General features: G+C 69.3%; 30 protein-coding genes. 26 read left to right on the plus strand and 4 right to left on the minus strand.

Annotated features, from left to right (window positions below):
- Positions 1 to 58: 58 nt before the first annotated feature.
- Entirely contained in the window at positions 59 to 1,438 is a 1,380-nt protein-coding gene (locus ACXMYJ_RS04775; protein WP_396885381.1) for a glutamate-1-semialdehyde 2,1-aminomutase, read from the plus strand.
- 10 nt (positions 1,439 to 1,448) lie between these two features.
- On the opposite strand, the gene ACXMYJ_RS04780 is transcribed toward ACXMYJ_RS04775, so the two are convergent.
- On the minus strand, positions 1,449 to 2,252 hold the full coding sequence (locus tag ACXMYJ_RS04780) for a hypothetical protein (RefSeq protein WP_260756851.1): 804 nt from the start codon (positions 2,250 to 2,252) through the stop codon (positions 1,449 to 1,451).
- A 12-nt stretch (positions 2,253 to 2,264) separates the two neighbouring features.
- On the opposite strand from ACXMYJ_RS04780, the gene ACXMYJ_RS04785 reads away from it, so the two are divergent.
- The 9 genes from ACXMYJ_RS04785 (at position 2,265) to ACXMYJ_RS04825 (ending at position 10,252) form a co-directional block, all read left to right on the plus strand.
- Positions 2,265 to 3,302, plus strand: coding sequence for a Ppx/GppA family phosphatase (locus ACXMYJ_RS04785; protein ID WP_260756852.1), 1,038 nt, complete (start codon positions 2,265 to 2,267; stop codon positions 3,300 to 3,302).
- Positions 3,303 to 3,584: 282 nt separating this feature from the next.
- Positions 3,585 to 4,637 (plus strand): hypothetical protein, encoded by a 1,053-nt coding sequence (locus ACXMYJ_RS04790; protein WP_460354556.1) that lies wholly within the window; start codon positions 3,585 to 3,587, stop codon positions 4,635 to 4,637.
- Positions 4,638 to 4,651: 14 nt separating this feature from the next.
- Entirely contained in the window at positions 4,652 to 5,497 is an 846-nt protein-coding gene (locus ACXMYJ_RS04795) for a sugar phosphate isomerase/epimerase family protein (RefSeq protein WP_260756854.1), read from the plus strand.
- Between the two features lie 20 nt (positions 5,498 to 5,517).
- Positions 5,518 to 6,390: a thioesterase family protein gene (locus ACXMYJ_RS04800; protein ID WP_260756855.1), complete on the plus strand. Its 873-nt coding sequence runs from the start codon at positions 5,518 to 5,520 to the stop codon at positions 6,388 to 6,390.
- An 80-nt stretch (positions 6,391 to 6,470) separates the two neighbouring features.
- Entirely contained in the window at positions 6,471 to 7,343 is an 873-nt protein-coding gene (gene proC / locus ACXMYJ_RS04805) for a pyrroline-5-carboxylate reductase (RefSeq protein WP_260756856.1), read from the plus strand.
- A gap of 139 nt (positions 7,344 to 7,482) precedes the next feature.
- The gene (locus tag ACXMYJ_RS04810; protein WP_260756857.1) at positions 7,483 to 7,755 is read left to right on the plus strand and encodes a helix-turn-helix domain-containing protein; all 273 of its coding nucleotides are present in this window, start codon (positions 7,483 to 7,485) and stop codon (positions 7,753 to 7,755) included.
- A 133-nt stretch (positions 7,756 to 7,888) separates the two neighbouring features.
- Positions 7,889 to 7,990 carry a 30S ribosomal protein bS22 gene (locus ACXMYJ_RS04815; protein ID WP_003402602.1) on the plus strand — a complete coding sequence of 34 codons (102 nt, stop codon included), beginning with the start codon at positions 7,889 to 7,891 and terminating at the stop codon, positions 7,988 to 7,990.
- A 29-nt stretch (positions 7,991 to 8,019) separates the two neighbouring features.
- Positions 8,020 to 9,132 carry an SDR family oxidoreductase gene (locus tag ACXMYJ_RS04820; protein ID WP_260756858.1) on the plus strand — a complete coding sequence of 371 codons (1,113 nt, stop codon included), beginning with the start codon at positions 8,020 to 8,022 and terminating at the stop codon, positions 9,130 to 9,132.
- Positions 9,133 to 9,184: 52 nt separating this feature from the next.
- Entirely contained in the window at positions 9,185 to 10,252 is a 1,068-nt protein-coding gene (locus ACXMYJ_RS04825) for a lysophospholipid acyltransferase family protein (RefSeq protein ID WP_460354357.1), read from the plus strand.
- 8 nt (positions 10,253 to 10,260) lie between these two features.
- Here the strand turns inward: ACXMYJ_RS04825 and ACXMYJ_RS04830 are convergent, their stop codons facing one another.
- The gene (locus ACXMYJ_RS04830) at positions 10,261 to 10,803 is read right to left on the minus strand and encodes an FAS1-like dehydratase domain-containing protein (RefSeq protein WP_443189061.1); all 543 of its coding nucleotides are present in this window, start codon (positions 10,801 to 10,803) and stop codon (positions 10,261 to 10,263) included.
- A gap of 38 nt (positions 10,804 to 10,841) precedes the next feature.
- On the minus strand, positions 10,842 to 11,747 hold the full coding sequence (locus tag ACXMYJ_RS04835; protein WP_260756861.1) for an HAD family hydrolase: 906 nt from the start codon (positions 11,745 to 11,747) through the stop codon (positions 10,842 to 10,844).
- Positions 11,748 to 11,786: 39 nt separating this feature from the next.
- Here ACXMYJ_RS04835 and ACXMYJ_RS04840 point away from each other — a divergent pair, with 39 nt between their 5' ends.
- The 14 genes from ACXMYJ_RS04840 (at position 11,787) to ACXMYJ_RS04905 (ending at position 22,808) form a co-directional block, all read left to right on the plus strand.
- Positions 11,787 to 12,041, plus strand: coding sequence for a glutaredoxin family protein (locus ACXMYJ_RS04840; RefSeq protein WP_260756862.1), 255 nt, complete (start codon positions 11,787 to 11,789; stop codon positions 12,039 to 12,041).
- A 145-nt stretch (positions 12,042 to 12,186) separates the two neighbouring features.
- The gene (locus ACXMYJ_RS04845) at positions 12,187 to 13,557 is read left to right on the plus strand and encodes a glutamyl-tRNA reductase (protein ID WP_260756863.1); all 1,371 of its coding nucleotides are present in this window, start codon (positions 12,187 to 12,189) and stop codon (positions 13,555 to 13,557) included.
- A 25-nt stretch (positions 13,558 to 13,582) separates the two neighbouring features.
- Complete coding sequence (gene hemC, locus ACXMYJ_RS04850; protein ID WP_443189059.1) at positions 13,583 to 14,521, plus strand: hydroxymethylbilane synthase; 939 nt, start codon at positions 13,583 to 13,585, stop codon at positions 14,519 to 14,521.
- Positions 14,518 to 16,233, plus strand: a complete 1,716-nt coding sequence (locus ACXMYJ_RS04855) for a bifunctional uroporphyrinogen-III C-methyltransferase/uroporphyrinogen-III synthase (RefSeq protein WP_443189058.1) — start codon at positions 14,518 to 14,520, stop codon at positions 16,231 to 16,233. The genes hemC and ACXMYJ_RS04855 overlap by 4 nt, the downstream gene beginning before the upstream one ends.
- Before the next feature lie 77 nt (positions 16,234 to 16,310).
- On the plus strand, positions 16,311 to 17,291 hold the full coding sequence (gene hemB / locus ACXMYJ_RS04860) for a porphobilinogen synthase (protein ID WP_443189057.1): 981 nt from the start codon (positions 16,311 to 16,313) through the stop codon (positions 17,289 to 17,291).
- The gene (locus ACXMYJ_RS04865; RefSeq protein WP_443189056.1) at positions 17,288 to 17,698 is read left to right on the plus strand and encodes a hypothetical protein; all 411 of its coding nucleotides are present in this window, start codon (positions 17,288 to 17,290) and stop codon (positions 17,696 to 17,698) included. Before hemB ends, ACXMYJ_RS04865 begins: the two co-directional genes overlap by 4 nt.
- A gap of 47 nt (positions 17,699 to 17,745) precedes the next feature.
- Positions 17,746 to 18,192 (plus strand): hypothetical protein, encoded by a 447-nt coding sequence (locus ACXMYJ_RS04870; protein ID WP_260756870.1) that lies wholly within the window; start codon positions 17,746 to 17,748, stop codon positions 18,190 to 18,192.
- Positions 18,189 to 18,680 carry a DUF3093 domain-containing protein gene (locus ACXMYJ_RS04875; protein WP_260756871.1) on the plus strand — a complete coding sequence of 164 codons (492 nt, stop codon included), beginning with the start codon at positions 18,189 to 18,191 and terminating at the stop codon, positions 18,678 to 18,680. Before ACXMYJ_RS04870 ends, ACXMYJ_RS04875 begins: the two co-directional genes overlap by 4 nt.
- Positions 18,677 to 18,955 carry a hypothetical protein gene (locus tag ACXMYJ_RS04880; protein ID WP_460354363.1) on the plus strand — a complete coding sequence of 93 codons (279 nt, stop codon included), beginning with the start codon at positions 18,677 to 18,679 and terminating at the stop codon, positions 18,953 to 18,955. Before ACXMYJ_RS04875 ends, ACXMYJ_RS04880 begins: the two co-directional genes overlap by 4 nt.
- A 103-nt stretch (positions 18,956 to 19,058) precedes the next feature.
- Complete coding sequence (locus ACXMYJ_RS04885; RefSeq protein ID WP_260756873.1) at positions 19,059 to 19,955, plus strand: oxygenase MpaB family protein; 897 nt, start codon at positions 19,059 to 19,061, stop codon at positions 19,953 to 19,955.
- Positions 19,942 to 20,535: a TetR/AcrR family transcriptional regulator gene (locus ACXMYJ_RS04890; protein WP_260756874.1), complete on the plus strand. Its 594-nt coding sequence runs from the start codon at positions 19,942 to 19,944 to the stop codon at positions 20,533 to 20,535. The genes ACXMYJ_RS04885 and ACXMYJ_RS04890 overlap by 14 nt, the downstream gene beginning before the upstream one ends.
- 42 nt (positions 20,536 to 20,577) lie before the next feature.
- Complete coding sequence (locus tag ACXMYJ_RS04895; protein WP_260756875.1) at positions 20,578 to 20,913, plus strand: hypothetical protein; 336 nt, start codon at positions 20,578 to 20,580, stop codon at positions 20,911 to 20,913.
- Between the two features lie 46 nt (positions 20,914 to 20,959).
- Positions 20,960 to 21,460, plus strand: coding sequence for a pyridoxamine 5'-phosphate oxidase family protein (locus ACXMYJ_RS04900; protein WP_443189054.1), 501 nt, complete (start codon positions 20,960 to 20,962; stop codon positions 21,458 to 21,460).
- Positions 21,444 to 22,808 (plus strand): cytochrome P450, encoded by a 1,365-nt coding sequence (locus ACXMYJ_RS04905; RefSeq protein ID WP_443189053.1) that lies wholly within the window; start codon positions 21,444 to 21,446, stop codon positions 22,806 to 22,808. The genes ACXMYJ_RS04900 and ACXMYJ_RS04905 overlap by 17 nt, the downstream gene beginning before the upstream one ends.
- On the opposite strand, the gene ACXMYJ_RS04910 is transcribed toward ACXMYJ_RS04905, so the two are convergent.
- Positions 22,809 to 23,189 carry a nitroreductase family deazaflavin-dependent oxidoreductase gene (locus ACXMYJ_RS04910; RefSeq protein ID WP_443189052.1) on the minus strand — a complete coding sequence of 127 codons (381 nt, stop codon included), beginning with the start codon at positions 23,187 to 23,189 and terminating at the stop codon, positions 22,809 to 22,811.
- Between the two features lie 281 nt (positions 23,190 to 23,470).
- Here ACXMYJ_RS04910 and ACXMYJ_RS04915 point away from each other — a divergent pair, with 281 nt between their 5' ends.
- A complete protein-coding gene (locus ACXMYJ_RS04915; protein ID WP_443187833.1) occupies positions 23,471 to 24,919 on the plus strand; it encodes a cytosine permease in 1,449 nt (482 codons plus the stop codon).
- 54 nt (positions 24,920 to 24,973) lie between these two features.
- On the plus strand, positions 24,974 to 25,354 hold the full coding sequence (locus ACXMYJ_RS04920) for a nitroreductase/quinone reductase family protein (protein WP_443187834.1): 381 nt from the start codon (positions 24,974 to 24,976) through the stop codon (positions 25,352 to 25,354).
- Positions 25,355 to 25,390: the final 36 nt, after the last annotated feature.

Genomic DNA, 25,390 nt, shown 5'->3' on the forward strand with positions numbered 1-25,390 from the left:
CCGGGTGCTGCTGACGCTGGGTGATCTGCGGGCCGAGGTGTCGGCGCGCTGGCCGCAACTGGACGGCCGCTGGGTTCCCGATGATCGGTTCGTCAGGCCCGCACGCAGTTTCGCGCGGTCCCGGCAGCTGCAGGAGCGGCTGCACGAGCTGGTGCCCGGCGGCGCGCACACCTACGCGCGGGGGCCCGACCAGTACCCGGAGTTCATGCCGCCGGTGCTGACCCGAGGGTCGGGCTGCCGGGTGTGGGACGCCGACGGCAACGAATACATCGAGTACGGGATCGGGCTGCGCGCGGTGACCCTCGGTCACGGCTATCGCCCGGTCGTCGACGCGGCAGCCCGCGCGATGGCCGACGGCCTCGGGTTCAGCAGGCCGACCGCGCTGGAGGTCGCCGCCGCCGAGGACTTCCTGGAACTGGTGCCCGGGGCGGAGATGGTCAAGTTCGCCAAGAACGGGTCCGACGCCACCACCGCGGCGGTGCGGCTGGCCCGCGCGGTGACCGGCCGGGTCAAGGTCGCGGTCTGCGATCAACCGTTCTTCTCCACCGACGACTGGTTCATCGGCACCACCGCGATGGCCGCAGGCGTGCCCGCCGAGCACGCCGCGGCCACGGTCCGGTTCCGGTACAACGACGCCGCGTCGCTGGCCGAACTGCTGAGCGCCGAGGACGTCGCCTGCGTGGTGATGGAGCCCGCCTCGGCGACCGCCGAACCCGCCGCCGGGTTCCTCGACGAGGTCCGCGACCTGTGCGACCGCACCGGCACGCTGCTGGTGTTCGACGAGATGATCACCGGCTTCCGCTGGGCGGCCGGCGGCGCGCAGACCCTGTACGGGGTCACCCCGGACCTGTCCTGCTGGGGCAAGGCGATGGGCAACGGGTTCCCGCTGTCGGCGCTGGCGGGACTCCGCCGTCACCTGGAGTTCGGGGGTTTGCGCACCGGCGCCGACCGGGTCTTCCTGCTCTCCACCACGCACGGCCCGGAAACGGCGTCCCTGGCCGCGTTCCGCGCGGTGGCCGCGGCGTACCGCAGCGAGGACCCGATCGCGCGGATGGAGCACGCGGGCCGCCGGCTGGCCGCCGGCGTCGGCGCGGCGGTGGCCGAGGCCGGGCTGGAGGAGCACCTCCGGGTGATCGGGCGCCCAACGTGTCTGGTGTTCGTCACCGGCGACGCCGACGGCACGCCGTCACAGGCCTACCGCACGCTGTTCCTACAGGAACTGTTGCGCCGCGGCGTGCTCGGTCAGTCTTTCGTCACCTCCGCCGCGCACACCGACGAGGCCGTCGACGCGACGGTGCAGGCGGTACGGGATGCGCTGCCCGTCTACCGGTACGCGATCGACGCGGGCAGCGTGCGTGGACTGCTGCAGGGCAGACCGGTCGCACCGGCGATCCGGCGCACCGCGGAGCCGCGGCGCACCGCCGGCCGGATGGGCTAGCGCGATCCGGTCATTCGGCGGCGCGGGTCGCCGGGTGCACGGCGATCAACCCTAAACCGCTGCGGCGCTTGCACATCGCGGCCAGCTCCGCGTAGGTCTTCTCGCCGAGAAGTTCGGTCAGCTCGGGGGCGTAGGACTGCCACACCGGTTTGGCGCCGACGTGGGTGCCGGGGTCGCTGGTGCAGTACCAGTGCAGATCGAGGCCGCCTTCGCCCCAGCCGCGGCGGTCGTACTCGGTGATGGTGGTCTTGAGGATCTCCGAGCCGTCGGGTCGGGTCACCCATTCCTGGGTGCGGCGGATCGGCAGCTGCCAGCACACCTCGGGTTTGAGCGTCAGCGGCTCCACACCGATCTCCAGCGCCTTCTGGTGCAGCGCACAGCCGATGCCCTTCGGCCAACCCGGGCGATTCAGAAAGATGCAGGCGCCCTTGTACTTTCGCGTCCGCCAGTTGGGTTTGTCGTCGTACTCGTCGAGCTCCAGGTAACCCTTGCGGCCCAGACCCTTGTCACGGAACTGCCAGTCCTCGGCGGTCAGCAGTTTGACCGCGTCGTCGAGCTGGGCGCGATCGTCGTCGTCGGACAGAAACGCCCCGTGGGAACAGCATCCGTCGTCGGGCCGGTCCTCCACGGTGCCCTTGCAGGCGGGGGTGCCGAACACACAGGTCCAGCGGGACAGCAGCCAGGTCAGATCGGCGGCGATCAGATGTTCGGGGTTGTCCGGGTCGTAGAACTCCACCCACTCACGGGCGAAATCCAATTCGACCTCACCAGGATGCGATGCCGATGCGCTCACGGTTTTCCACGGTAGACCCATTAGGTTGGTTGGGTGCGACTAGGCGTGCTCGACGTGGGCAGCAACACCGTTCACCTTCTGGTGGTGGATGCCCGCCGCGGTGGCCACCCCACTCCGATGAGTTCCACCAAGGCTTCTCTGCGGTTGGCGGAGGCCATCGACACCTCGGGGAAACTCACCCGCAGGGGCGCCGACAGGCTTGTCGGCACCGTCGACGAGTTCGCGCGGATCGCCACCAGTTCCGGGTGTGCCGAGCTGATGGCGTTCGCCACCTCCGCCGTGCGGGACGCGACGAACTCCGAGGACGTGCTGGCCCGGGTCAGGGCCGAGACCGGCGTGGAGCTCAGAGTGCTCAGCGGCGTCGACGAGTCGCGGCTCACCTTCCTGGCGGTGCGCCGCTGGTACGGCTGGAGCGCCGGTCGGATCATCAACATCGACATCGGCGGCGGGTCGCTGGAGCTGTCCAGCGGGGTGGACGAGGAACCCGACGTCGCGCTGTCGCTGCCGCTGGGTGCGGGGCGGTTGACGCGGGAATGGCTGCCCGAGGATCCGCCGGGCCGGCGCCGGGTGGCGATGCTGCGGGACTGGCTGTCCAACGAGCTGTCCGAGGCGGCGTCGGCGATCGCCGACGCGGGCCCTCCGGACCTCGCGGTGGCCACGTCGAAGACCTTCCGTTCGCTGGCCAGGCTCACCGGTGCCGCGCCGTCGGGGGCCGGTCCGCGGGTCAAACGCACGCTGACCGCCACCGGTCTTCGGCAACTCATAAATTTCATCTCTAGGATGACCGCGGCTGACCGAGCAGAACTGGAAGGGGTGAGTGCCGATCGGGCACCTCAGATCGTCGCGGGCGCGCTGGTGGCGGAGGCGAGCATGAAAGCCCTCGGCATCGAGAGCGTCGATATCTGTCCCTGGGCGTTGCGTGAAGGTCTCATCCTGCGGAAACTCGACAGTGAGGCAGACGGTAGCGCCTTCGTGGGCGGCAGCGGCGAATCGGACGATTCTGGCAAACCAGGCAGAGCGAGCGGAGAATCGGCCTCACGGCCGATGTCGGTGCGCGATGCTGGACGGTGAAGCAGCGAGGCTCGAAGGCAGCAGGCGATGACTGGATCTGAGGACGACCACAGCAACACCCGGCCGATTTCGGTCGCGGAGCTGCTGGCCCGCAACGGCACGATCGGGGCACCCCCGGTCGGCGGCCGGCGCCGCCGCCGGCGCGGCAACGCCGATGCCGTCACCGTCGCCGAGCTCACCGGTGAGATCCCGATCGTCCGTCCGGACGACCAGCCACCCGTCGCGGCCGAACCCGAATCCGAGCCAGAGCCCGAACCCCAGCCCGAACCCGAACCGGAGCTCGTGCCGGAACCGGAGCCCGAAGCCGCAGCCGAAACGGAGCCCGAAGCCGAAACGGAGCCCGAAGCCGAAACGGAGCCCGACGCCGCAGCGGACGGGGAGGCCGCACGCGAGGCGGAGTCCGACGACCTTGTCGACCGCGAAGTCGACCGCGAAGAGGACGTCACGCCTGACGAGGACGCCGCACCCGGGGCCATCGAGGAGGTCCCGGTTGAGGCCGACCCCGACGACGGCGAGTACGCCGACGCTGGCGCCGACCCCAGCGCCCACGTCGCGGAGCGGGAGGCCGAACGCGAGGTCGCGCCCGAACCGACCCGCCGCTTCGGCTTCAGCCTGTTCGGCCGCAAGAACCAGACCGTCGACGCCGAGCAGTGGACCCCGGACCCGGTCGACGAGGACACCCGCACCAGCGGACCCAGCGCAGAAGCCGCCACGGAACCGGACGCGGATCTGCTGGACGAAGACGCCCCGGAGATCGAGGACCTCGACGACGAGATCGCCCTGACCACCGACCTCGACGCGCACCCCGACACCGGCTTCGACACCGATATCACCGATATCGAGGAGGACGACGCCGTCGAACGGGCCCTCGACGAAGACGAGGACGAGGACGAGTTGCCGTCCTACCTCCGCTCGACCGAGGAGCCGCTCTTCGGCGGCCCGAGCGCCGACAGCGAGGACCGCGACGCCGTCATCGAAACCGCTGATCGCGACGAGCTCGACCGGGACGAACTCGATCGGGACGAACTCGAACGCGACGAGCTCGACGAGGAGCACGGCGAACCCCGCCGGATGTCGTCGTTCGTGAGCGGCCTGTGGATCGTCGGCCAAAGCGTGATCGCCGTGATCTTCGGCGCCGGCTTGTTCGTCGCGTTCGACCAGCTGTGGAAATGGAACAACATCGTCGCGCTGGTGCTGTCGGTGTTGGTGATCCTGGGCCTCGTCGTCGGGGTGCGGGTAGTGCGCAAGACCGAGGACATCGGCAGCACGCTGATCGCGGTGGCGGTCGGCGCGCTGGTCACCCTCGGCCCGCTCGCGCTGCTGCAGTCCGGCTGAGGCCGACCGGCACGGTGCGTCCCGCTATCAAGGTCGGTCTGTCGACGGCCTCGGTCTACCCGCTCAAGACCGAGGCCGCTTTCGAGTACGCCGCCGAGCTCGGCTACGACGGCGTCGAGCTGATGGTGTGGGCCGAAACGGTCAGCCAGGACACGGCCGCGATCGAGGCGATGTCGAAGCACTACGGCGTGCCGGTGCTGTCGGTGCACGCGCCGTGTCTGCTGATCACCCAGCGCGTCTGGGGCGCGAACCCGATCCCGAAACTGGAGCGCAGTGTGCGCGCCGCCGAACAGCTGGGCGCCCAGACCGTGGTGGTGCATCCGCCGTTTCGGTGGCAGCGGCGCTACGCGGAAGGATTCAGCGACCAGGTGGCCGAGCTGGAAGCCTCCAGCGACGTGATGATCGCCGTGGAGAACATGTTCCCGTTCCGCGCCGACCGGTTCTTCGGCGCCGGCCAGACCTCGATCGAGCGGATGCGCAAACGCGGAGGCAACCCGGGGCCCGGCATCTCGGCGTTCGCGCCGTCCTACGATCCGCTCGACGGTAGTCATGCGCACTACACGCTGGATCTGTCGCACACCGCCACTGCAGGCACCGACGCCGTAGAGATGGCCCGCCGGATGGGCGACGGTCTGGTGCACCTGCACCTGGCCGACGGCAGTGGCGCGTCCACCGACGAACACCTGGTGCCGGGCCGCGGCACCCAGCCGACCGTGGAGATCTGCGAGATGCTCGCCGCGAGTGACTTCGTGGGCCACGTGATCCTGGAGGTCAGTACCTCCGGCGCGCGCACCGCCGCCGAACGCGAGGCGCTGCTCACCGAGTCGCTGCAGTTCGCGCGGCGGCATCTGCTGCGCTGAGCGCGTGCGATGATGCCGCGGTGACGAGTTCGACGCTGTTCACCGACGCCATGGCCCTGACCTCTGTAGCGGACGGGGTGTATCGCGGAGAACTCAACGAGCACTGGACGATCGGGCCCAAGGTGCACGGCGGCGCGATGCTGGCGCTGTGCGCGAATGCCGCACGCACCGAGTTCGGCCGAGCGGCGGGCTCGGCGCCGCGACAGAATGCCGAGCCCGACGTGGAGCCCATCGCGGTGTCGGGCAGCTTCCTGTGGGCGCCCGACCCGGGACCGATGGACCTCGTCACCACCGTGCGCAAGCGCGGCCGCCGGGTCAGCCTGATCGACGTCGAACTCAACCAGGGCGACCGCACGGCCCTGCGCGCGGCGATCACATTGGGCACCCCGGAACACCATGTGCCGCCGCTGCTGTCGGTCAATCCGGTGGTCCCGCTGATGACGCCGGAGCCGCCGCCCGGGCTGGCACCGATCGGCCCCGGCCATTCGATGGCCGACATCGTGCACCTGGCGCACGGGTGCGACATCCGGCCGTCGCTGACGACGTTCGACCGGCGCGCGGAAGGCGGACCGCGCACGCGAGGAGCGGATCAGCAGATGCCGGTGATCGAATACTGGGTGCGCCCCAAGGTGGTTGCACCGGACGTGCTGTTCGCGCTGCTGTGTGGCGACGTGTCGGCTCCGGTGACGTTCGGGGTCAACCGGTTCGGGTGGGCGCCAACGGTTCAGCTCACCGCGTATCTGCGGGCCCGGCCGGCCGACGGCTGGCTGCGCGTGATGTGCACCGCCACGCAGATCGGTCAAGACTGGTTCGACGAGGACCACATCGTGGTCGACTGTGAGGGGCGCATCATCGTGCAGACGCGGCAGCTGGCGATGGTGCCGACCGGTTGAGCCGCCGGGACCGCCAGTCGGGTTTGGAGCGGCTGACACCGCCACGCGGCTGACACCGCCAGCGTGCGATGCTGTCCGGCATGGCCAGAATCGCGATCATCGGCGGCGGCAGCATCGGCGAGGCGCTGCTCGCGGGCTTGCTGCGTGCCGGCAGGCAGGTCAAGGACCTCGTCGTCGCCGAGCAGAACCCCGCCCGGGCGAAGTACCTGTCCGAGAAGTACTCGGTGCTGGTGACGACGGTGTCCGACGCGGTGGACAGCGCGACCTACGTCGTCGTCGCGGTGAAGCCGGGGGATGTGCAGTACGTCATCGGCGACATCGCCGACACCGCGGCCCGCGCGGAAAGCGACGCGGCCGAACAGGTTGTGGTGTCCGTCGCGGCCGGGGTGAGCACCGCGTTCTACGAGAACAGACTGCCCGCCGGTTCGCCGGTGGTACGTGTGATGCCCAACGCCCCGATGTTGGTCGGCGGCGGCGTCAGCGCGGTCGCCCCCGGCCGGTTCGCCACCCCGGAGCACCTCAAGGAGGTTTCGCTGCTGTTCGACGCGGTCGGCGGTGTGCTCACGGTCGCCGAATCCCAGATCGACGCGGTCACCGCGGTGTCGGGCTCCGGGCCCGCCTACTTCTTCCTGATGGTCGAGGCGCTCGTGGATGCCGCCGTAGACGCCGGTCTTTCGCGTCCGGTGGCCACCGACCTGGTGGTGCAGACGATGGCCGGTTCGGCCGCGATGCTCCTCGAGCAACTCGATGTCGCAGCCGCCGCGGCGGAGGCGGCGCCGGCCGCTGCGATGAACACCTCACCGGCCCAGCTGCGGGCCACGGTGACCTCCCCGGGCGGCACCACCGCCGCTGGGCTGCGCGAACTCGAACGGGGCGGGCTGCGGGCCGCGGTGGCCAACGCCGTCGAGGCCGCGAAAACGCGCTCTGAGCAGCTCGGAATTACACCCGAGTAGTTCGGGAATTTGAAACTGAATAACCCACACCCGTCGCAGTAACCACACCTGCCACGCTATTCTCCTGGTGGTAAGCACGGGTTGGTGCCAGCGGTGGGGAAGCCGCTGGAACTGCCCGCGCCTGATTGATTGGGTTGCGATGACGTCTATGAACGGGCCATCTTCGCGGGATTCGGCCGGCGGTAAGGCGGCGCGAGACGCCGGACAGACCAGCTCCGGCGACGGGCAGCAGCAGCGTGCCCAGTTCCTCACCGTCGCCGAGGTGGCGAGCCTGATGCGGGTGAGCAAGATGACCGTCTACCGCCTGGTGCACAACGGCGAACTGCCCGCGGTGCGCGTGGGCCGGTCGTTCCGGGTGCACGCCAAGGCAGTCCACGACATGCTGGAAAGCTCGTACTTCGACGCCGGATAGCGCCATACGGCGCGGCTCCCCTCCGGTCGCCGACCGAAGGGGATTTCAGCGCCGGCGCGGTCGCGAGGTAAGGTGACCGGTCGAGACTGACGAGATCCGACGGATCTACACACACACTTAGGTAGCGGAGTTCATGGGTTCTGTCATCAAGAAGCGGCGCAAGCGCATGTCGAAGAAGAAGCACCGCAAGCTGCTTCGTCGCACGCGGGTGCAACGCAGAAAACTCGGCAAGTAGGCCCTCGCCCCGCTCGCTAGGCTGTCTGGATGGATTCCGACGCCCGCTCTGGAAGTCGTTCCCGGGGTGGCGCCGACGGCTCGAACACCCGTGACGGTCTGAACTACCCGAAGGTCGTGCTGGTCACCGGCGCCTGCCGGTTCCTAGGCGGGTATCTGACCGCCCGGCTGGCGCAGAACCCCTTGATCAACCATGTGATCGCGGTCGACGCGGTCGCGCCGAGCAAGGATCTGCTGCGCCGGATGGGCCGGGCGGAGTTCGTGCGGGCCGACATCCGCAACCCGTTCATCGCCAAGGTCATCCGCAACGGCGAGGTCGACACCGTGGTGCATGCCGCCGCGGCGTCGTACGCGCCGCGGGCGGGTGGTCGCGCGACGCTCAAAGAGCTGAACGTGATGGGTGCGATCCAGTTGTTCGCGGCCTGCCAGAAGGCGCCGTCGGTGCGTCGGGTCATCCTCAAGTCCACCTCCGAGGTGTACGGGTCGAGCTCGAGGGACCCGGTGCTGTTCACCGAGAGCTCCAGCCGCCGCAGGCCACCCGGTGAGGGCTTCGCCCGGGACAGCATCGACATCGAGGGGTACGCCCGCGGGCTGGGCCGGCGCCGACCCGACATCGCGGTGACGATCCTGCGGCTGGCCAACATGATCGGGCCCGCGATGGACACCGCCCTCTCGCGCTACCTGGCCGGCCCGGTGGTGCCGTCGGTGCTCGGCCACGACGCCCGGCTGCAGCTCCTGCACGAGCAGGATGCGCTGGGCGCCCTGGAGCGCGCGACGATGGCCGGCAAGGCCGGCACGTTCAATGTCGGGGCCTCCGGCGTGATCATGATGAGTCAGGCGATCCGGCGGGCCGGGCGTTTGGCGCTGCCCGTCCCACGGTCGGCGTTGGTGGCCGTCGATTCGCTATGGCGGGCCACTCGTAACTCCGAGCTCGATCGGGAGCAGGTCGACTATCTGAGCTACGGGCGCGTCATGGACACCACCCGCATGCGCAGCGAACTCGGTTACACCCCGAAGTGGACGACGGCCGAGGCCTTCGACGACTACGTGCGGGGCCGCGGTCTGACACCGATCGTGGACCCTCGCTGGATACATGCTGTGGAGAATCGTGCGGTTGCGGCGGCGCAGCGCTGGGGGCGGTAAACTCACGTCTCAGTTTTATAGGCCGGGGGGATTTGGGGGAGAAGGTAAGACGTTGCCGGGCGAGCCTAAAGCGAAAGTCATTCCGCTGCATGCGAATTCAGGTCGCAGTGCGAACAAACGGCGTGCCGCGGCTCAGCGCGCCGACGCGGCTCGTCGACATCCGTCGGTATTGAACGATCCCGGTCGCCGCGCGTCGGCCGAGCAGATCGCCGCGGTGGTCCGCGAGATCGATCAGCGCCGCGGATCCAGCCCGGGCGCCGGTGTCGCCGACACACCCAACGAGCTGGCGCAGCGGATCTCCGCGGTCGCCGATTTCCTGCGCAAGCGGGTGACCGGTGACTATCCCGTCGATGAGTTCGGCTTCGATCCGCACCTCACCAACGCAATCTTTCTGCCTTTGCTGAGAGTGTTCTTCAACTCCTGGTTCCGGGTCGAGGTGAGCGGCGTCGAGAACCTGCCGGAGACGGGTGCGGTACTGGTGGTGGCCAATCACGCCGGGGTGCTGCCGTTCGACGGCCTGATGACCCAGGTCGCCGTCCGCGACCGGCATCCGGCTCATCGCAACCTGCGCCTGCTCGCCGCCGACCTGGTGTTCGACATGCCGATGGTGGGCGAGGCGGCCCGCAAGGCCGGCCACACCATGGCGTGCACCGACGACGCGCACCGGCTGCTGGCCGCCGGGGAGCTGACGGCGGTGTTCCCCGAGGGCTACAAAGGCCTCGGCAAGCACTTCAAGGACCGTTACAAGCTGCAGCGTTTCGGCCGCGGCGGTTTCGTCTCCGCAGCGCTGCGCACCAAGGCGCCGATCGTGCCGTGTTCGATCGTCGGGTCCGAGGAGATTTACCCGATGATGGCCGACGTGAAGTTGATGGCACGCCTGCTGGGCCTGCCGTACTTCCCGGTCACGCCGCTGTTCCCGCTGGCCGGTCCGCTGGGCGTGGTGCCGCTGCCGTCGAAGTGGCACATCCAGTTCGGTGAACCCATCGACACCACCGGCTACGACGAGTCCGCGGCCGACGACCCGATGGTCACGTTCGATCTGACCGACCAGGTTCGCGAGACGATTCAGCAGACGCTGTACCAGCTGCTGGCGAACCGGCGGAACACCTTCTTCGGCTGACCGCCCGGTCAGTCCGCTCTCGGGCTGTGCCCGGCAACGAACTTCGACAGTGCCGCCGCGTCCCGCTTCGCCGCGATCTGGGCGGTCAACTCGTCGGCCTCGGTGTCCGACTCCGCCTCACCCATCACGGTGACGATGCTGGTGATCACCCGTTCGCCGTTGTCGTCGGTGACCTCGCCGCGGATCTCGGTCAGCACGGCACCGTGCGACTCGGTCACCGAGTCCAGGTAGGAGTCGAACCACAGCTTGTCCCCGGCCAGGATCGGGCGGTGGAAGATCAGCTTCTGGTCGCGGTGCAGGACCCGCTCCATGTTGATCGGCAGGTCGAACTGATTGAAAATCTCCTGCTGCACCCGCCTGCCGGCCACCGCCAGGAAGGTCAGCGACGCGATCAGGCCGTCGTAGCCGTGCTCCCTGGCCGCCTCTTCGTCGTGGTGGGCCGGGTGCTCGTCCTTGACGGCGCGGGCGAACTCGCGGATCTTCTCGCGGTCAACCTGGAAGTAGTCGGGATACCGGTAGTGGGTGCCGATGATCTCTTCAGCGATAGCCATGCCCAAGTCTTTCCGTTCTGCCGTCAGCGGGCGCGAGCCTACCTGGCTTCGCGGCGGGACACCGCGGCCGCCAGCGCGCCGCCGATGGCGCCCAGCGCCAGCGCCGACGGGACGCCGATCCGCGCGGCCTTGCGCGCGGTGCGGAAATCGCGGATCTCCCAGCCCCGCTCCCGCGCCAGGTCGCGCAGGTCGGCGTCCGGGTTGATGGCGACTGCGGTACCGACCAGCGACAGCATCGGCACGTCGTTGAAACTGTCCGAGTACGCGGTACATCGGCGCAGGTTCAGGCCTTCGCGGATCGCCAGCGACCGCACGGCGTGCGCCTTGCCGGTGCCGTGCAGGATATCGCCCACCAGCCGCCCGGTGAACACCCCGTCGATCGACTCCGCCACGGTGCCCAACGCGCCGGTCAGCCCCAACCGGCGGGCGATGGTGTCGGCCAGCTCGTACGGCGTGGCGGTCACCAGCCACACCTGCTGGCCGGCGTCGAGGTGCATCTGCGCCAGCGCCCGGGTGCCCGGCCAGATCTTGTCGGCGATGATCTCGTCGTAGATGTCCTCGCCCAGTGCGACCAGCTCCGCGGTCGAACGTCCCTCGATGAACGCCAGCGCCTTGCGACGGCCGGCGGCCACGTCGTCGCTGTTCTCCCGGCCTGTCAGCTGGAACTTCGCCTGGGCGAACGCAAAGCGGGCCAGGTCCTGATAGGTGAAGTACTCACGGGCGGCCAGGCCGCGCGCGAAGTGCACCAGCGAGGAGCCGTGCACCAGGGTGTTGTCCACGTCGAAGAACGCGGCCGCGGTCAGATCCGGCGGTGGCGGCGGCGGGCCGGCCTCCGGTTCCAGCGGGCGGGCCAGCCCCTCGGCGGCGACTTCCGCGCTGACCTGACCGGCGAGTTTCTGCGCCCGGCTGCCGGCCCCGGCCTCGGATCCCCCGGTAACGGACACGGCTACCAGATTAGGTCACCTGGTCGGAATACTGGCGGGGTGGATCGACAGGTGGAGTTGCTCACACGCCAGGGCTGCCCGATGTGCGCGGCCGCCGCGGCGCGGCTGCATGAGCTCGCCGCCGAGCTCGGCTTCGTGCTGACCGTGACGGACGTCGACGTCGCGGCCGCGGCCGGCGAGCGCGGCCTGCGCGCCGAATACGGCGACCGGCTTCCGGTGGTGCTGCTCGACGGGGCGGAGCACAGCTACTGGGAGATCGACGAGCCGAGGCTGCGCGAGGACCTCGCGCGCTGACGATCCCGCCGCCGAAATCGCATTCCGGTACGGGTTGGCACGCGTTTTGCCGCGTGGAATGCGGTTTCAGCGCAGAGAGAGCAAATTTGGTAGGCCAGCTGAGAAGGACTACCTTTGATGTCGTGCTGAGCGTGGTGAGGGAGCCATGAGCGTCTTGCTCTTCGGGGTTTCGCACCGCAGCGCGCCGGTGTCCGTTCTCGAGCAACTGAGCACCGACGAATCCGATCAGGCCAAGATCGTCGAAGAGGTGCTGCGCTCTTCGCTGGTCACCGAGGCCATGGTGCTCTCGACCTGCAACCGCGTGGAGATCTACGCCGTCGTCGAGGCGTTCCATGGCGGGCTGTCGGTGATCGGCCAGGTGCTCTCCGAGCACTCCGGGATGTCACTGCAGGATCTGACCAAGTACGCCTATGTGCGCTACGCCGAAGCGGCCGTCGAGCATCTGTTCGCCGTCGCCGGCGGCCTCGATTCCGCCGTCATCGGCGAGCAGCAGGTGCTCGGCCAGGTCCGGCGTGCCTATGCGTCCGCTGAAGCCAACCATTCGGTGGGCCGCATCCTGCACGAGCTGTCTCAGCGGGCCCTGGCCGTCGGCAAGCGGGTTCATTCGGAGACCGGGATCGACGCCGCGGGCGCCTCGGTCGTCTCGGTGTCCCTCGACATCGCCGAGCAGAAGGTCGGATCGCTGGCCGGCCGCAGCGCGGTGGTCGTCGGCGCCGGATCCATGGGGGCGCTGGCCGCCAAGCATCTGGCGCGAGCCGGTGTCGAACGCATCCACGTGGTCAACCGCACGCTGCCGCGAGGCAAGCGCCTCGCCGAGAACATCCGCGCGTACGGCCTCGCCGCTGACGCATACCCGTTCGACCACCTGCCGCCGCTGCTCACCGACGCCGACATCGTGATCAGCTGTACCGGCGCGGTGCGGCCGGTGGTTTCGCTGGCCGACGTGCACCGCGGACTGGCGCACGTGCGGGAGCCCAAAGACCTGGTCATCTGCGACCTCGGGATGCCGCGGGACGTCGACCCCGCCGTCGCCGGCCTGCCGGGGGTTTTCGTGGTCGACATGGAGCGCATCCTGCGCGAGCCGACGGCCAAGGCCGCGGCCACCGACGCGGATGCCGCCCGCACGATCGTGGCGGCGGAAGTCGCCAACTACCTGGCCGGGCAGCGTATGGCCGAGGTCACCCCGACCGTCACCGCGCTTCGTCAGCGCGCTGCCGATGTCGTCGAGGCCGAACTGCTCAGGCTGGACAACCGGTTGCCCGGACTGGACGCCGGGCACCGCGACGAAGTTGCCAACACGGTCCGCCGGGTTGTCGACAAACTGCTGCACGCGCCGACGGTGCGGGTCAAGCAGCTGGCCAGCGCTCCCGGCGGCGACAGCTACGCCGAGGCGCTGCGTGAGCTGTTCGAGCTCGACCAGCACGCGGTCGACGCCGTCGCCGGCAGCGAACTGGGACCCATTGCCGGAGGTGATGACATGGGTTCCAATGCAATTGATCTCGACAAGACCGAGTGACGCTCGGCCCGCCGAAAGCCATTACGTGATTCGAATCGGCACCCGGGGGAGCCTGCTGGCCACCACCCAAGCCGGAACCGTGCGCGACGCCCTGATCGCCGCCGGACATGACGCCGAACTGGTCATCGTCTCCACCGAAGGGGACCGCCGCGCCGACGCGCCCATCGCCGACATCGGTGTCGGGGTGTTCACCGCCGCGCTGCGTGAGGCCATTGCCGACGACGTCGTCGACGCCGCCGTGCACTCGTACAAGGATTTGCCGACCGCGGCCGACCCGCGCTTCGTGATCGCGGCGACCCCGGTGCGCGAGGACGCCCGGGACGCGCTCGTGGCCCGTGACGGACTGGTGCTGGGGGAGTTGCCGGCGGGCTCGGTGATCGGCACGTCGTCCCCGCGGCGGGCGGCACAGCTTAGAGCACTGGGTCTCGGTTTGGAAATCCGCCCCCTACGAGGCAACCTAGATACCAGGTTGAACAGGGTAAGCAGCGGTGAACTCGACGCCATCGTGGTGGCCAGAGCGGGATTGGCCCGCATCGGTCGCCTCGACGCGGTGACCGAAGCGCTGGAGCCGGTACAGATGCTGCCGGCGCCTGCGCAGGGGGCACTGGCCGTCGAGTGCCGCGCCGGTGACACGGCGCTCGCGCGGGTGTTGGCAGAACTCGACGACGCCGACACGCGGGCGGCGGTCACCGCAGAGCGAACCCTGCTGGCCGAACTGGAGGCGGGTTGCTCCGCACCGGTGGGCGCGATCGCCGAGGTGGTCGAGTCCATCGATGAGGACGGCCGCGTCTTCGAAGAGCTGTCGCTGCGCGGCTGCGTGGCGACGCTGGACGGATCCGACGTGATCCGCGCGTCCGGGATCGGGACACCCGATCGGGCCCGGGAGCTGGGGCTCTCGGTGGCCGAGGAGTTGTTCGAGCTGGGAGCGCGCGATTTGTTGGACGAAGGCGGGAGAGACAGATGAGCTTGCGAGGACGCAAGGGCAAGCCCGGCCGCATCACGTTCGTCGGCTCCGGGCCCGGGGATCCGGGCCTGCTGACGACGAGGGCACGTGCGGTGCTGAACAACGCCGCGCTGGTGTTCACCGACCCCGACGTGCCCGAAGCGGTACTGGCCCTGGTGGGCTCGGAGCTGCCGCCGCCGTCAGGACCGTTGCCGCCGGTCACCGACGCGGCGCAGAAATCCGCGGCCGCGGCGAAGCCCGCCGAGAACGAGGCCGACGTGGCGAGGCCGGCCGAAGGTGCCAAGCCCGCCGAGGACGCCGTGATCCCCGGCGGGCCCGATGTGCGCCCGGCGCTGGGCGACCCGGCCGAGGTCGCCAAGACCCTGGCCACCGAGGCCCGCACCGGGGTGGACGTGGTCCGGCTCGTCGCCGGTGATCCGCTGTCGATCGACTCGGTGATCACCGAGATCAACGCACTGGCCAAGACGCAGCTGACATTCGAGATCGTGCCGGGCCTGCCCGGAACCTCGGCGGTACCCACCTATGCCGGTCTGCCGCTGGGTTCGTCGCACACCGTCGCCGACGTCCGCGATCCCAACGTCGACTGGGCGGCGCTGGCCGCCGCCCCCGGGCCGCTGATCCTGCACGCCACCGCGTCACACCTTCCCGAGGCGGCGCGGACCCTCATCGAGTACGGCCTGACCGAATCCACCCCGGCGGTCGTCACCGCCAATGGGACAACGTGCCAACAGCGTTCGGTCGAGACCACGCTGGGCGGCCTGCTCGACAAGGCCGTGCTGGACAAGCCGGCCGTCACCGAGCCGGCCGGCCCACTGACCGGGACGCTGGTGGTCACGCTCGGGCGCACCGTGTCCCACCGCGCGAAGCTGAACTGGTGGGAGAGCCGCGCGCTGTACGGCTGGACCGTTCTGGTGCCGCGCACCAAGGATCAGGCGGGCGAGATGAGCGACCGACTGGTCGGTCACGGCGCGCTGCCCATCGAGGTGCCGACCATCGCCGTCGAGCCGCCGCGCAGCCCGGCCCAGATGGAGAGGGCCGTCAAGGGATTGGTGGACGGCCGGTTCCAGTGGGTGGTGTTCACCTCCACCAACGCGGTGCGCGCGGTGTGGGAGAAGTTCAACGAGTTCGGGCTCGACGCCCGCGCGTTCTCCGGTGTGAAGATCGCCTGCGTCGGGCAGGCCACCGCGGAGAAGGTGCGCTCGTTCGGGATCAACCCCGAGCTGGTGCCCACCGGCGAGCAGAGTTCGTTGGGGCTGCTGGACGAGTTTCCGCCGTACGACGAGATTTTCGATCCGGTGAACCGGGTGCTGTTACCACGGGCAGACATCGCGACCGAGACACTGGCCGAAGGTCTGCGTGAACTCGGTTGGGAGATCGAGGATGTCACCGCCTACCGCACGGTTCGCGCGGCCCCGCCGCCGGCGCACACCCGCGAGATGATCAAGACCGGCGGGTTCGACGCCGTGTGCTTCACATCGAGCTCGACGGTGCGCAACCTGGTCGGTATCGCTGGTAAGCCGCACGCGCGCACCATCGTCGCGTGCATCGGCCCCAAGACCGCCGAGACCGCAGCGGAATTCGGCCTGCGCGTGGACGTGCAGCCCGAGGTCGCCGCGGTGGGCCCGCTGGTCGAGGCGCTCGCCGAGCACGCGGCCCGGCTGCGCGCCGAGGGCGCGTTGCCGCCGCCGCGGAAGAAGAGCCGCCGCCGCTAGGAACTCGCCGAAAATGCACTCCGGCAGGTGGGCACTCGACTCTTGGCTGCTGGAATGCGATTTCGTGGAAGGTTGACATGGCGTTCCCACGACACCGCCCCAGGAGGCTGCGGACCACGCCGGCGATGCGCCGGCTGGTCGCCCAGACCACGCTGGAGCCACGGCATCTGGTGCTTCCGCTGTTCGTCGCCGACGGCATCGACGAACCCCGAGACATCACCTCGATGCCCGGGGTCGTGCAGCACACCCGGGACTCGCTGCGCCGGGCCGCTGCCGAGGCGGTCAGCGCGGGCGTGGGCGGGTTGATGCTGTTCGGCGTCCCGAAGGGCGAGGACAAGGACCCCACCGGAAGCGTCGGCGTCCACCCGGACGGCATCCTCAACACCGCGCTGCGCGACCTTGCCAAGGATCTCGGCGACGACACCGTGCTGATGGCCGACACCTGCCTCGACGAGTTCACCGACCACGGGCACTGCGGGGTGATCGACGCCGCGGGACGCGTCGACAACGACCTGACCAACCGCCGGTACATCGAACTTGCTGTGGCGCAGGCTAATTCAGGCGCCCATGTGGTGGCGCCGAGCGGCATGATGGACGGCCAGGTGGCCGCGATCCGCGACGGTCTCGACGCCGCCGGATACCCCGACACCGCGATCCTGGCCTATGCGGCGAAGTTCGCGTCGGCGTTCTACGGTCCGTTCCGGGAGGCGGTCGGGTCCAGCCTGCAGGGCGACCGGCGCACTTACCAGCAGGATCCCGGCAACGTGCGGGAAGCGCTGCACGAGGTCTCCCTCGACCTCGAGGAGGGCGCCGACATCGTGATGGTCAAGCCTGCGATGTCCTACCTCGACGTGGTGCGCCAAGCCGCCGAGCTCTCCCCGGTCCCCGTGGCGGCGTATCAGATCTCGGGCGAGTACGCGATGATCACCGCCGCCGCCGAGCGGGGCTGGATCGATCTGCGGGCGTCCGTGCTGGAGTCGTTGACCGGGATCCGGCGGGCGGGCGCCGACATCGTGCTGACCTACTGGGCCGCCGACGTGGCCCGCTGGCTGTCGTGACCGGTCCGGCCGAGCAGCCGCACCGAATCGAGGGCCCGTCGCCCGCCCGCCCGCCTGACGTCGACACGGCGTTCTGGTTGTGGGTGGTCGCGCTGCCTCTGATGATCGGCAGCTACGTGCTGGACCTGCTGGTGACCCGTGACCATCCGAACAGCCTGATGCTGGCGCTGTCGCTGGTGTTCGCCGGGATTCTTGCCGCAGTCGTGCTCACGTTCTTGTTCCTGCTCAGGCAGGGTTATCGCTGGGCGCGCACGCTGTTGACCGCCGGCGCCATCGCGTCGGTGGTGTACTCGCTGTCGAACCTGTTCGGTGTCGAGCGGCCCACCGCGGCGGCGATGGCCTACGCCGCGTCGGTCATCATCGGATCCGTACTGACCGGCGGCGGCGTGTACCTGCTGCACCGCTAAGACTCCCACGAGTTCTTCACCCGCTGATTCGCTAGGCTGACCCGACCATGACCCCGCCCACCCCCGCCGCCCGGCCGCGCATCGTCGATCTGGCGTTCTGGTGCTTCATCGGCGGCGCGGTGCTGATGATCGTCGGCGGACTGATGGCGGCGACCGCGACTTACGACGCCGCGCGGGCGGCGATCCCGACGACGGTGTCCGACGAGCAGGTGCGCAACTACCTGACTGTCTACCGGTTCACCGGTATCGGGGCGGTGCTGGTGGCCGGCGCGTTGGCGTTCCTGGCCGGTCGCGCCCGGCACGGCGACTCCCGCTTCCGGCTGGCGACGCTGGCTCTGGCTTTCGCGGCGCTGGTCGTCATCGGTGTGCTGGCGCTCGGGGTGGGTGTCGCGCAGCCGCTGATCCTGCTCGGATTGCTGCCGGTCCTGATCGGGACGCTGCTCATCGTGCAGCCCGCGGCGCGATTCTGGTTCCAACAGGAGGACCGACGGTGACCGAATCTTCCAACACCCCTGAGGTGCTCTTCTACGAACAGGGCGCCAGCTGGCTGTGGGTGCTGGCGGGCCCGGCCGCGGGTGTCGCGATGGCTCTGATCCAGCTCTCCGCCGGCTACGGAATCCAGTGGATGGTGCCAGGCCTGTTTTTCGTGCTCGTGTCGCTGTTCCTGGCGATCCAGGTGAAGGCGGCCCGGATCCACACCTCCGTGGAGCTGACCACCGAGAAGCTACGGCAGGGCACCGAGATCACGCTCACCGACGAGATCGTGCGCATCTACCCGGAAGCCAGCGGTTCCGAGACGCCCAAGTGGCAGTACGCGCGGGCACTCGGTGAGCTGACCGGGGTGCCCCGCGGTCGCACCGGCATCGGTCTGCGCCTGACCAACGACCGCACCGCCCAGGCGTGGGCCCGCAAACACCAGCGGCTGCGCGCCGCGCTGACCAGCCTGGTCGAGGAACGCATTCCGCCGGAGCCCGCGTCGTGAACCGGTGGGCCGTCGTGCAGCTGGCGCTGGCGGCCGCCGCGGCGGTGGGCTGCGTGCTCAGCTGGCTGGCGGCCCGCAGCGACGTGGTCGTGGGCCCGGTGCTGGCCGGTGAACCGTCGACGATCTCGCAGGTCTATTACGCCCCGATGCTGACTTTGTCTCTGCTGCTCGCGACGGCGGCCGGCGTGCTGACCGTCCTCGGTGTGGCACGCCTGCGCGGGCCGCATACCCGGGTCCCCCTCGCCGGGGGCGCCGCGAAACCGCCATCACGGTAGTGATGAGCCGCCTTCGACTACCAGGAAGGCGCTCTCGCGAACCGGAGTGACCCTCGCCACAGGCGTCTTGGTACAAAGTGCACAATCTGTAACACTGTTGCTCATGACCGAGTTGGCGGACAAGAGCGAGCACCTCGACGCTGCGGAACCGGATGCGCTGCCGCTGGGGCCCCGGTCCCTGGTGTGGCGCTACTTCGGCGACAACCGCATGTACCTGATCGGCCCGCGCCCGGCGGTGCTGCAGAACATGCTCGCCGAGCTCGGCCAGGGCGTGTACGACCACTCGACGTTCTTCGCCGACACCGCCGAACGCCTCAAGCGCACCATCCCGCCGATCTTCAACACGGTGTACGGCTCCGACGACGACCATGCGGGTCTGCGGGTCCGCGATTTCCACCATCACGTCAAGGGAGAGATGCCCGGCCCCGACGGTGCTGCCGGCTCCCGCTACCACGCGCTGGACCCCGACACGTACTTCTGGGCGCACGCCACCTTCGTCGAGCAGATCTACTACTTCGCCGACACCTTCGTGAAGCGGCTGACCCGCGCCGAACGCGAACAGATCTGGCTGGAGTCCAAGACCTGGTACCGCCGCTACGGGGTCAGCGACCGCGCCATGCCCGCGACCTACGACGAGTTCGAGAAGTACTGGGACGCGATGATGACCGAGGTCCTCGTCGCCCACCCGTCGGCCAGGTACGGCGTCGGCTACGTCACCAAGGGCTTCCCGAAACCCAAGGCGGTGCACCCGCTGGTGTGGCGACTCGTGGCTCCGGTGTTCAACCCGCTCGCGGCGTTCCTGACCACCGGAGGGCTGCCGCCGCGGGCGCGGGACCTGCTCGGGCTGCCCTGGACCGACAAGCAGGAACGCCGCTATCAGCGCTTCGCCGCGTTCTGGCGGTCGCGGCCGGTGAACTGGGCCTGGGACCGTCTGCCCATGCGCGTGCGCTACAGCGGATACGCGGTGAAGGGGTATGCCCGCTCCGATGTCCGGCCCTGATTCGGCGACCCAGCACATTCTCGACGCCGCCGTCGTCGAGTTCGAGCGGCACGGCTTCCGCCGGGTCGCCCTCGACGATGTCGCGCGGCGAGCCGGGGTCAGCCGCACCACCATCTACCGGCGCTTCGCCAACAAGGACGAACTGGTCGGCGCGGTCATCGAGCGGGAGAACGTCCGACTCTTCGCCGACATCGCGGCCGAGCTGAAACAGGCTGGGCCGCAATCAAATTACTATGTCGAAGCGTTCACGCTGTCGATTCTGAAGTTCCGCGGGCACCGAGTGCTGCACCAGATGATCACCGATGAACCCGGACTCGTGCTCGAGCTCGCCGGCCGCCACCACCGCGCCGCGATCGAGCGCATGGCCGAGGCGTTGCGGACGATCTTCCCGCCCGGATTCGCCGACCGCATCGGGGCCGAGGCCGTCGACGACCTTGCCGACACCATCCTGCGGTACGCGGCGATGGTGCTGCTGCTGCCCAGCGCGCAGCCCTTGGAGACAGCCGACGACATCCGCGCATTCGCGCGCCGGCATTTCCTGACGAGCCTGCCCACGGCGCTGCGGTCGGTCCCCGCATGACGCCGTGTTTCGCAGATCACACTTTCGGGCAGCCCGAAAGCCATGACCACCGATGACAAAACCCAGCAACGTCAGTCCGGTGACACACCGGACGTCCAGCTCGATCACGTCACCGAGACACCGAATTCGGAGAACCAGAAGCTCACGGAGAAGCCTGAGGTCACCGACGAACACCGGGAGAAGGCCAAGGAGATGGCCAAGGCCTACTCCGAGGACCTGCAGACCACCACGCTGCCCGGCAGCAGCGGCACCGTCTCCGGAACGTCCGTCACCGACTGGGTCGACGACAAGGACAAGGGCAAGATCGAGACGTCGGCCGACGAGGGCAACGTCGAGTACCGCAAGACCGAGGAGTTCCGCAAGAAACTCGAAGAGTGACGGTCCCGGCGGCGGGGACAAAGACCGCTTGCCTAATCTGACTGCTGTGACACCTCTCGATCAGATCGCCCCCGCCTTCGTCGAGATGGCGCACTCGATCGTCTGGGCGTCGGTGGCCACCGTCGACGACGACGGCAAACCTCGCTCCCGCATCCTGCATCCCCTCTGGGAGTGGGACGGCACCGACTTGTTCGGCTGGATCGCGACGGTGCCGACACCGATCAAGCGCGCCCATCTGTCCGCCCACCCCGAGGTGTCGGTGAGCTACTGGACCACCAACCACGACACGTGCTCGGCCGAGTGCCTCACCGAGTGGTACACCGACGACGACACCCGCTCCGCGGTGTGGCAGAAGTTCGCGACGGCGCCGGCTCCGGTCGGATACGACCCGGCCATCATCCCGATGTGGACCGACGGCCCGACCTGCGCCGATTTCGCCGTGCTGCGGCTGGCGCCGTACCGGTTGCGGGTGATGCCCGGCACCGTGATGACTCAGGGCCGAGGTGCCCCGTTGCTGTGGAGTGACCGCAGTGGTCGCAGAAACTGACACCGCCGTCGCCGGCTTACCGCTGGTCCCGCGCAATCCGCTGCCGCTGTGGAAGCTGGCGCAGCTGGTCCGGCGGCTCGACACCGGCCAGGAGGTGATCCGCGACGCCGGCGGTCCGATCACCCGCATTCAGCTGGGCCCGAGGAAACTGGTGCCGCCGATCGTGGCGGTGATGTCACCGACCGGGATGCGAGATGTGTTGGGGCGCAACGACGCCTCCTCGGATCGCTGCATCATCCACGACGAGGTCCGACAGACGGCGGGCGACAGCCTGTGGGTGTTGCCGAACGAACAGTGGCGGCCCCGCAAGCGGGCACTCGCGCCGGTGTTCACCAAATTCAGCGTGCGCACCTTCGGCGGTCACATGTCCACGGCCGCACAGGCATTCGTCGACCGATGGCCCGCCGGCGGCGATGTCGACCTCGACGCCGAGTGCCGCAGTGTCGCCATGCAGTCGCTAGGCCGGTCGGTGCTGGGCGTCGACCTGAACGAACGCGGCGAGACCATTGCGCGATGCATGCATGTGGCCTCCTCCTACACCGCTGACCGCGCGTTGCGGCCGGTGCGGGCACCGCGCTGGCTGGCCACCCCGGCGCGTCGGCGGGCCCGTTCGGCGGTGAACGCGATGCGCGCGATCACCGACGAGATGGTCAGGGCGTGCCGGCACGACCCGCAGCGGGACGCACCGCTGGTGCAGGCGCTGATCGCGGCCACCGACCCGGAGACGGGCCGTCCGCTGTCCGACGAAGAGATCTCCAACGACCTGCTGATCTTCATGCTGGCCGGCCACGACACCACCGCGACGGCGCTGACCTACGCGCTGTGGGTGCTCGGCCACCATCCCGAGATCCAGGATCGTGTCGCGGCGGAGGCCGCCGCGATCGGTGACCGCGAACTGACGCCCGACGACGTGCCGGCGTTGGGATACACCGTTCAGGTGCTGCATGAGGCGGTGCGGTTGTGCCCGCCCGCCGCCGGCGTGGCGCGGCTGGTGACCAGCGACATCGCGGTCGACGGCTACCGGGTGGAGGCCGGCAGCCTGGTCGCCCTCGGGCTCTACGGGCTGCACCACGACCCGGCCCTGTGGCCGGATCCGATGGCCTTCGACCCGGACAGGTTCAGCCCGGAGAACGTCAAGGCCCGCGACCGCTGGCAGTTCCTGCCGTTCCTCGGCGGGGGACGCCCCTGTATCGGTGAGCACTTCGCCCGGCTGGAGACCACGCTGGCGCTCGCCACCGTGGTCCGCGCCTGCCGGATCGAGTCGCTCGATGACGATTTCGAGTGCGAGGTGCCGTTGACCACGGTCGCCAAGGGGCCGATCAGGGCGCGCATCACCCCGCGTCGCTGATCAACCCCGGTCGAGCAGCACCGCCTGTTCGAACGGCAGCAGCCCGAACACCGGCCGCATCACGCCGGTCACCGACGGGGCCGCCTCGACCTTCGTCATCACCCGCGGATTCACCACCGCAAACGATCGGCCGTGGCGGCGCATGGTGCCGCCGCCGGCAGCGACGATGTTCTTCAGCCAGTGCCGGTCGGGGCCGTAGGTGAGCAGGATGGCGACGCCGTCGGCGGTCGAGAACACCGTCAGCGGGGTGCGGCAACGGCGGCCGGAGCGGCGTCCGGTGTGTTCGAGAATTCCCATCGTCGGCGCCCAGCCCGCCCACATCCGCTGGATGGGGTTGGTGACGTGCCGGTTGAACCGCGCCAGCCACTGCGGCAACTGCATGTCACCATGATCCTCCTTGCGCGGCGGCGACTTCCACCGCAACCCCGGCGCCGCTCCACGGCCGGCCCCGCAGCGCCGACGTCGGCCGGCGAATCCACCCAGGTGGGCAGCTGATCAGCAGGCTCAAAGATGCGGACTCCGGATCCATGGACGAAACTCACAGCAGAGTGGAGAAGCTGCTGAGGTTCGGTATACGGACCGGGATATCGAAGTGAGCTCAGGATGAATCCACCGGCGCAGCGTGGCGCGACTCGACCCCTCCGATGAATCAGGAAGTCGCCATGACCTCAGTCGACACCGCGCCCGCGCCGCCGGGTCCGCCACACGGGCAGCACGACCTGGAAGCCGAGCTGACCGTCATCCCGGAATCGGCGAAGACCACCGACCTGCGCGGCCAGTTCTGGATCTGGGCGGGGGCCAATATCGCCCCGATCAACTGGATCCTCGGCGCGCTCGGCGTGACGATGGGTCTCGGGCTGGTCGAGACGATCCTGGTGCTGGCGGTCGGCAACGCGATCGGCATGTCGCTGTTCGGGATCTTCGTCGTGATCGGACAGCGCACCGGCGTCACCGGAATGGTGCTGGCGCGCGCGGTATTCGGCCGCCGGGGTGCCTACGTCCCCGCCGCCGTGCAGGCGCTGGTCTGTATCGGGTGGTGTGCCGTGAACACCTGGATCGTGCTCGATCTGGTGATGGCGCTGCTCGGTCGCATCGGCCTGGTCGATCCCGGTCTGAGCAACAACGCCGCACGCATCATCGTGGCCGGCGTCATCATGAGCATCCAGGTGGTCATCGCGTGGTTCGGCTACCGGGTGATCGCGGCGTTCGAGCGCTGGACGGTGCCGCCGACGGTCGCTGTGCTGGTCGCCATGACGGGGGTGGCCTGGCTCGGTCTCGACGTCGACTGGGGCTACGCCGGCGATGCCGCGCTGACGCCGGCCGAGCATTTCGCCGCGATCACCGCCGTCATGACCGCGATCGGAATCGGGTGGGGCATCACCTGGTTGGGCTATGCCGCCGACTACTCGCGGTTCGTGTCGACGTCGGTGCCGGCCCGCAAGCTCTTCGCCGCGAGCGCGCTGGGCCAGTTCATCCCGGTGGTGTGGCTGGGCGCGCTGGGCGCCACCCTGGCGACCCTGAGCACGTCGTCGGACCCGGGCGAGATCATCGTCGACGCCTACGGCGTGCTGGCGATCCCGGTGCTGCTGCTGGTGGTGCACGGCCCGCTGGCCACCAACATTCTCAACATCTACACCTGCGCGGTCTCCACGCAGGCGCTCGACATCCGGGTCAACCGCCGGGTGCTCAACGTCGTGATCGGCGTGGTCGCCATGGCGTGTGTGGTGTATTTCGTGCTCAACGGGGACTTCGCGCACACCATCGACGCCTGGCTCGTCGGGATCGTCGGCTGGCTCGCCCCGTGGGCGGCGGTGATGCTGGTGCACTGGTTCGCGGTGGCCCGCCGGCAGGTCGACGCCGAGGCGCTGCTCGCGCCGCCGGGGGAATCCGCGTTGCCTGTCGTGCGTCCCAGCGCGCTGATCTCCCTCGCGGTCGGCATCGTCTTCACCTGGCTGTTCATGTACGGGATGGTGCCGGTGATGCAGGGCCCGATCGCCACCGCGCTGGGCGGTGTGGACCTGTCCTGGCTCGCCGGCGGTCTGGCCGCCGGGACGTTGTACGCCGCGCTGGAGATCCCGCGGGCCCGTCGGGCGCGGGTAACCGTTGGCTGAACTGAGCCATCGGCCATTGCGGCGCATGTGCATCGACGAGCAGACTCGTGTGTCGTGGCTTACTTGAAGCCTCCCTGGTTCACGAGGCGCATCTTCAACCGCTTCGCGATGGCCTTCGGGGTGGGGCAGACGCTGACGGTGACCGGGCGGCGTAGTGGCCGGCCCCACCGCATCCCGGTGGTGGTGCCCGAGGTCGGCGGCGTCAAGTACCTGGTATCCACGCGGGGTGAGTCGGACTGGGTGAAGAACGTCCGGGCGAATCCGCAGGTGACGCTGGATGGTGCGGCGTTTCTGGCCACCGAGATCCCGGTGGAGCAGCGGGCGCCCATCCTGGCGGTCTATCGCCCGCAGGCGGGTAAGGCCGTGCAGGGCTACTGGCGGCGCCTGCCCGCAGACGCCGACCATCCTGTGTTCGCCCTCACCCCGGCGGGATGACCACTACACCCTGTAGTTGGACGATTTCGGCCCGGC

It is taken from the genome of Mycobacterium sp. ZZG, from assembly GCF_054786995.1.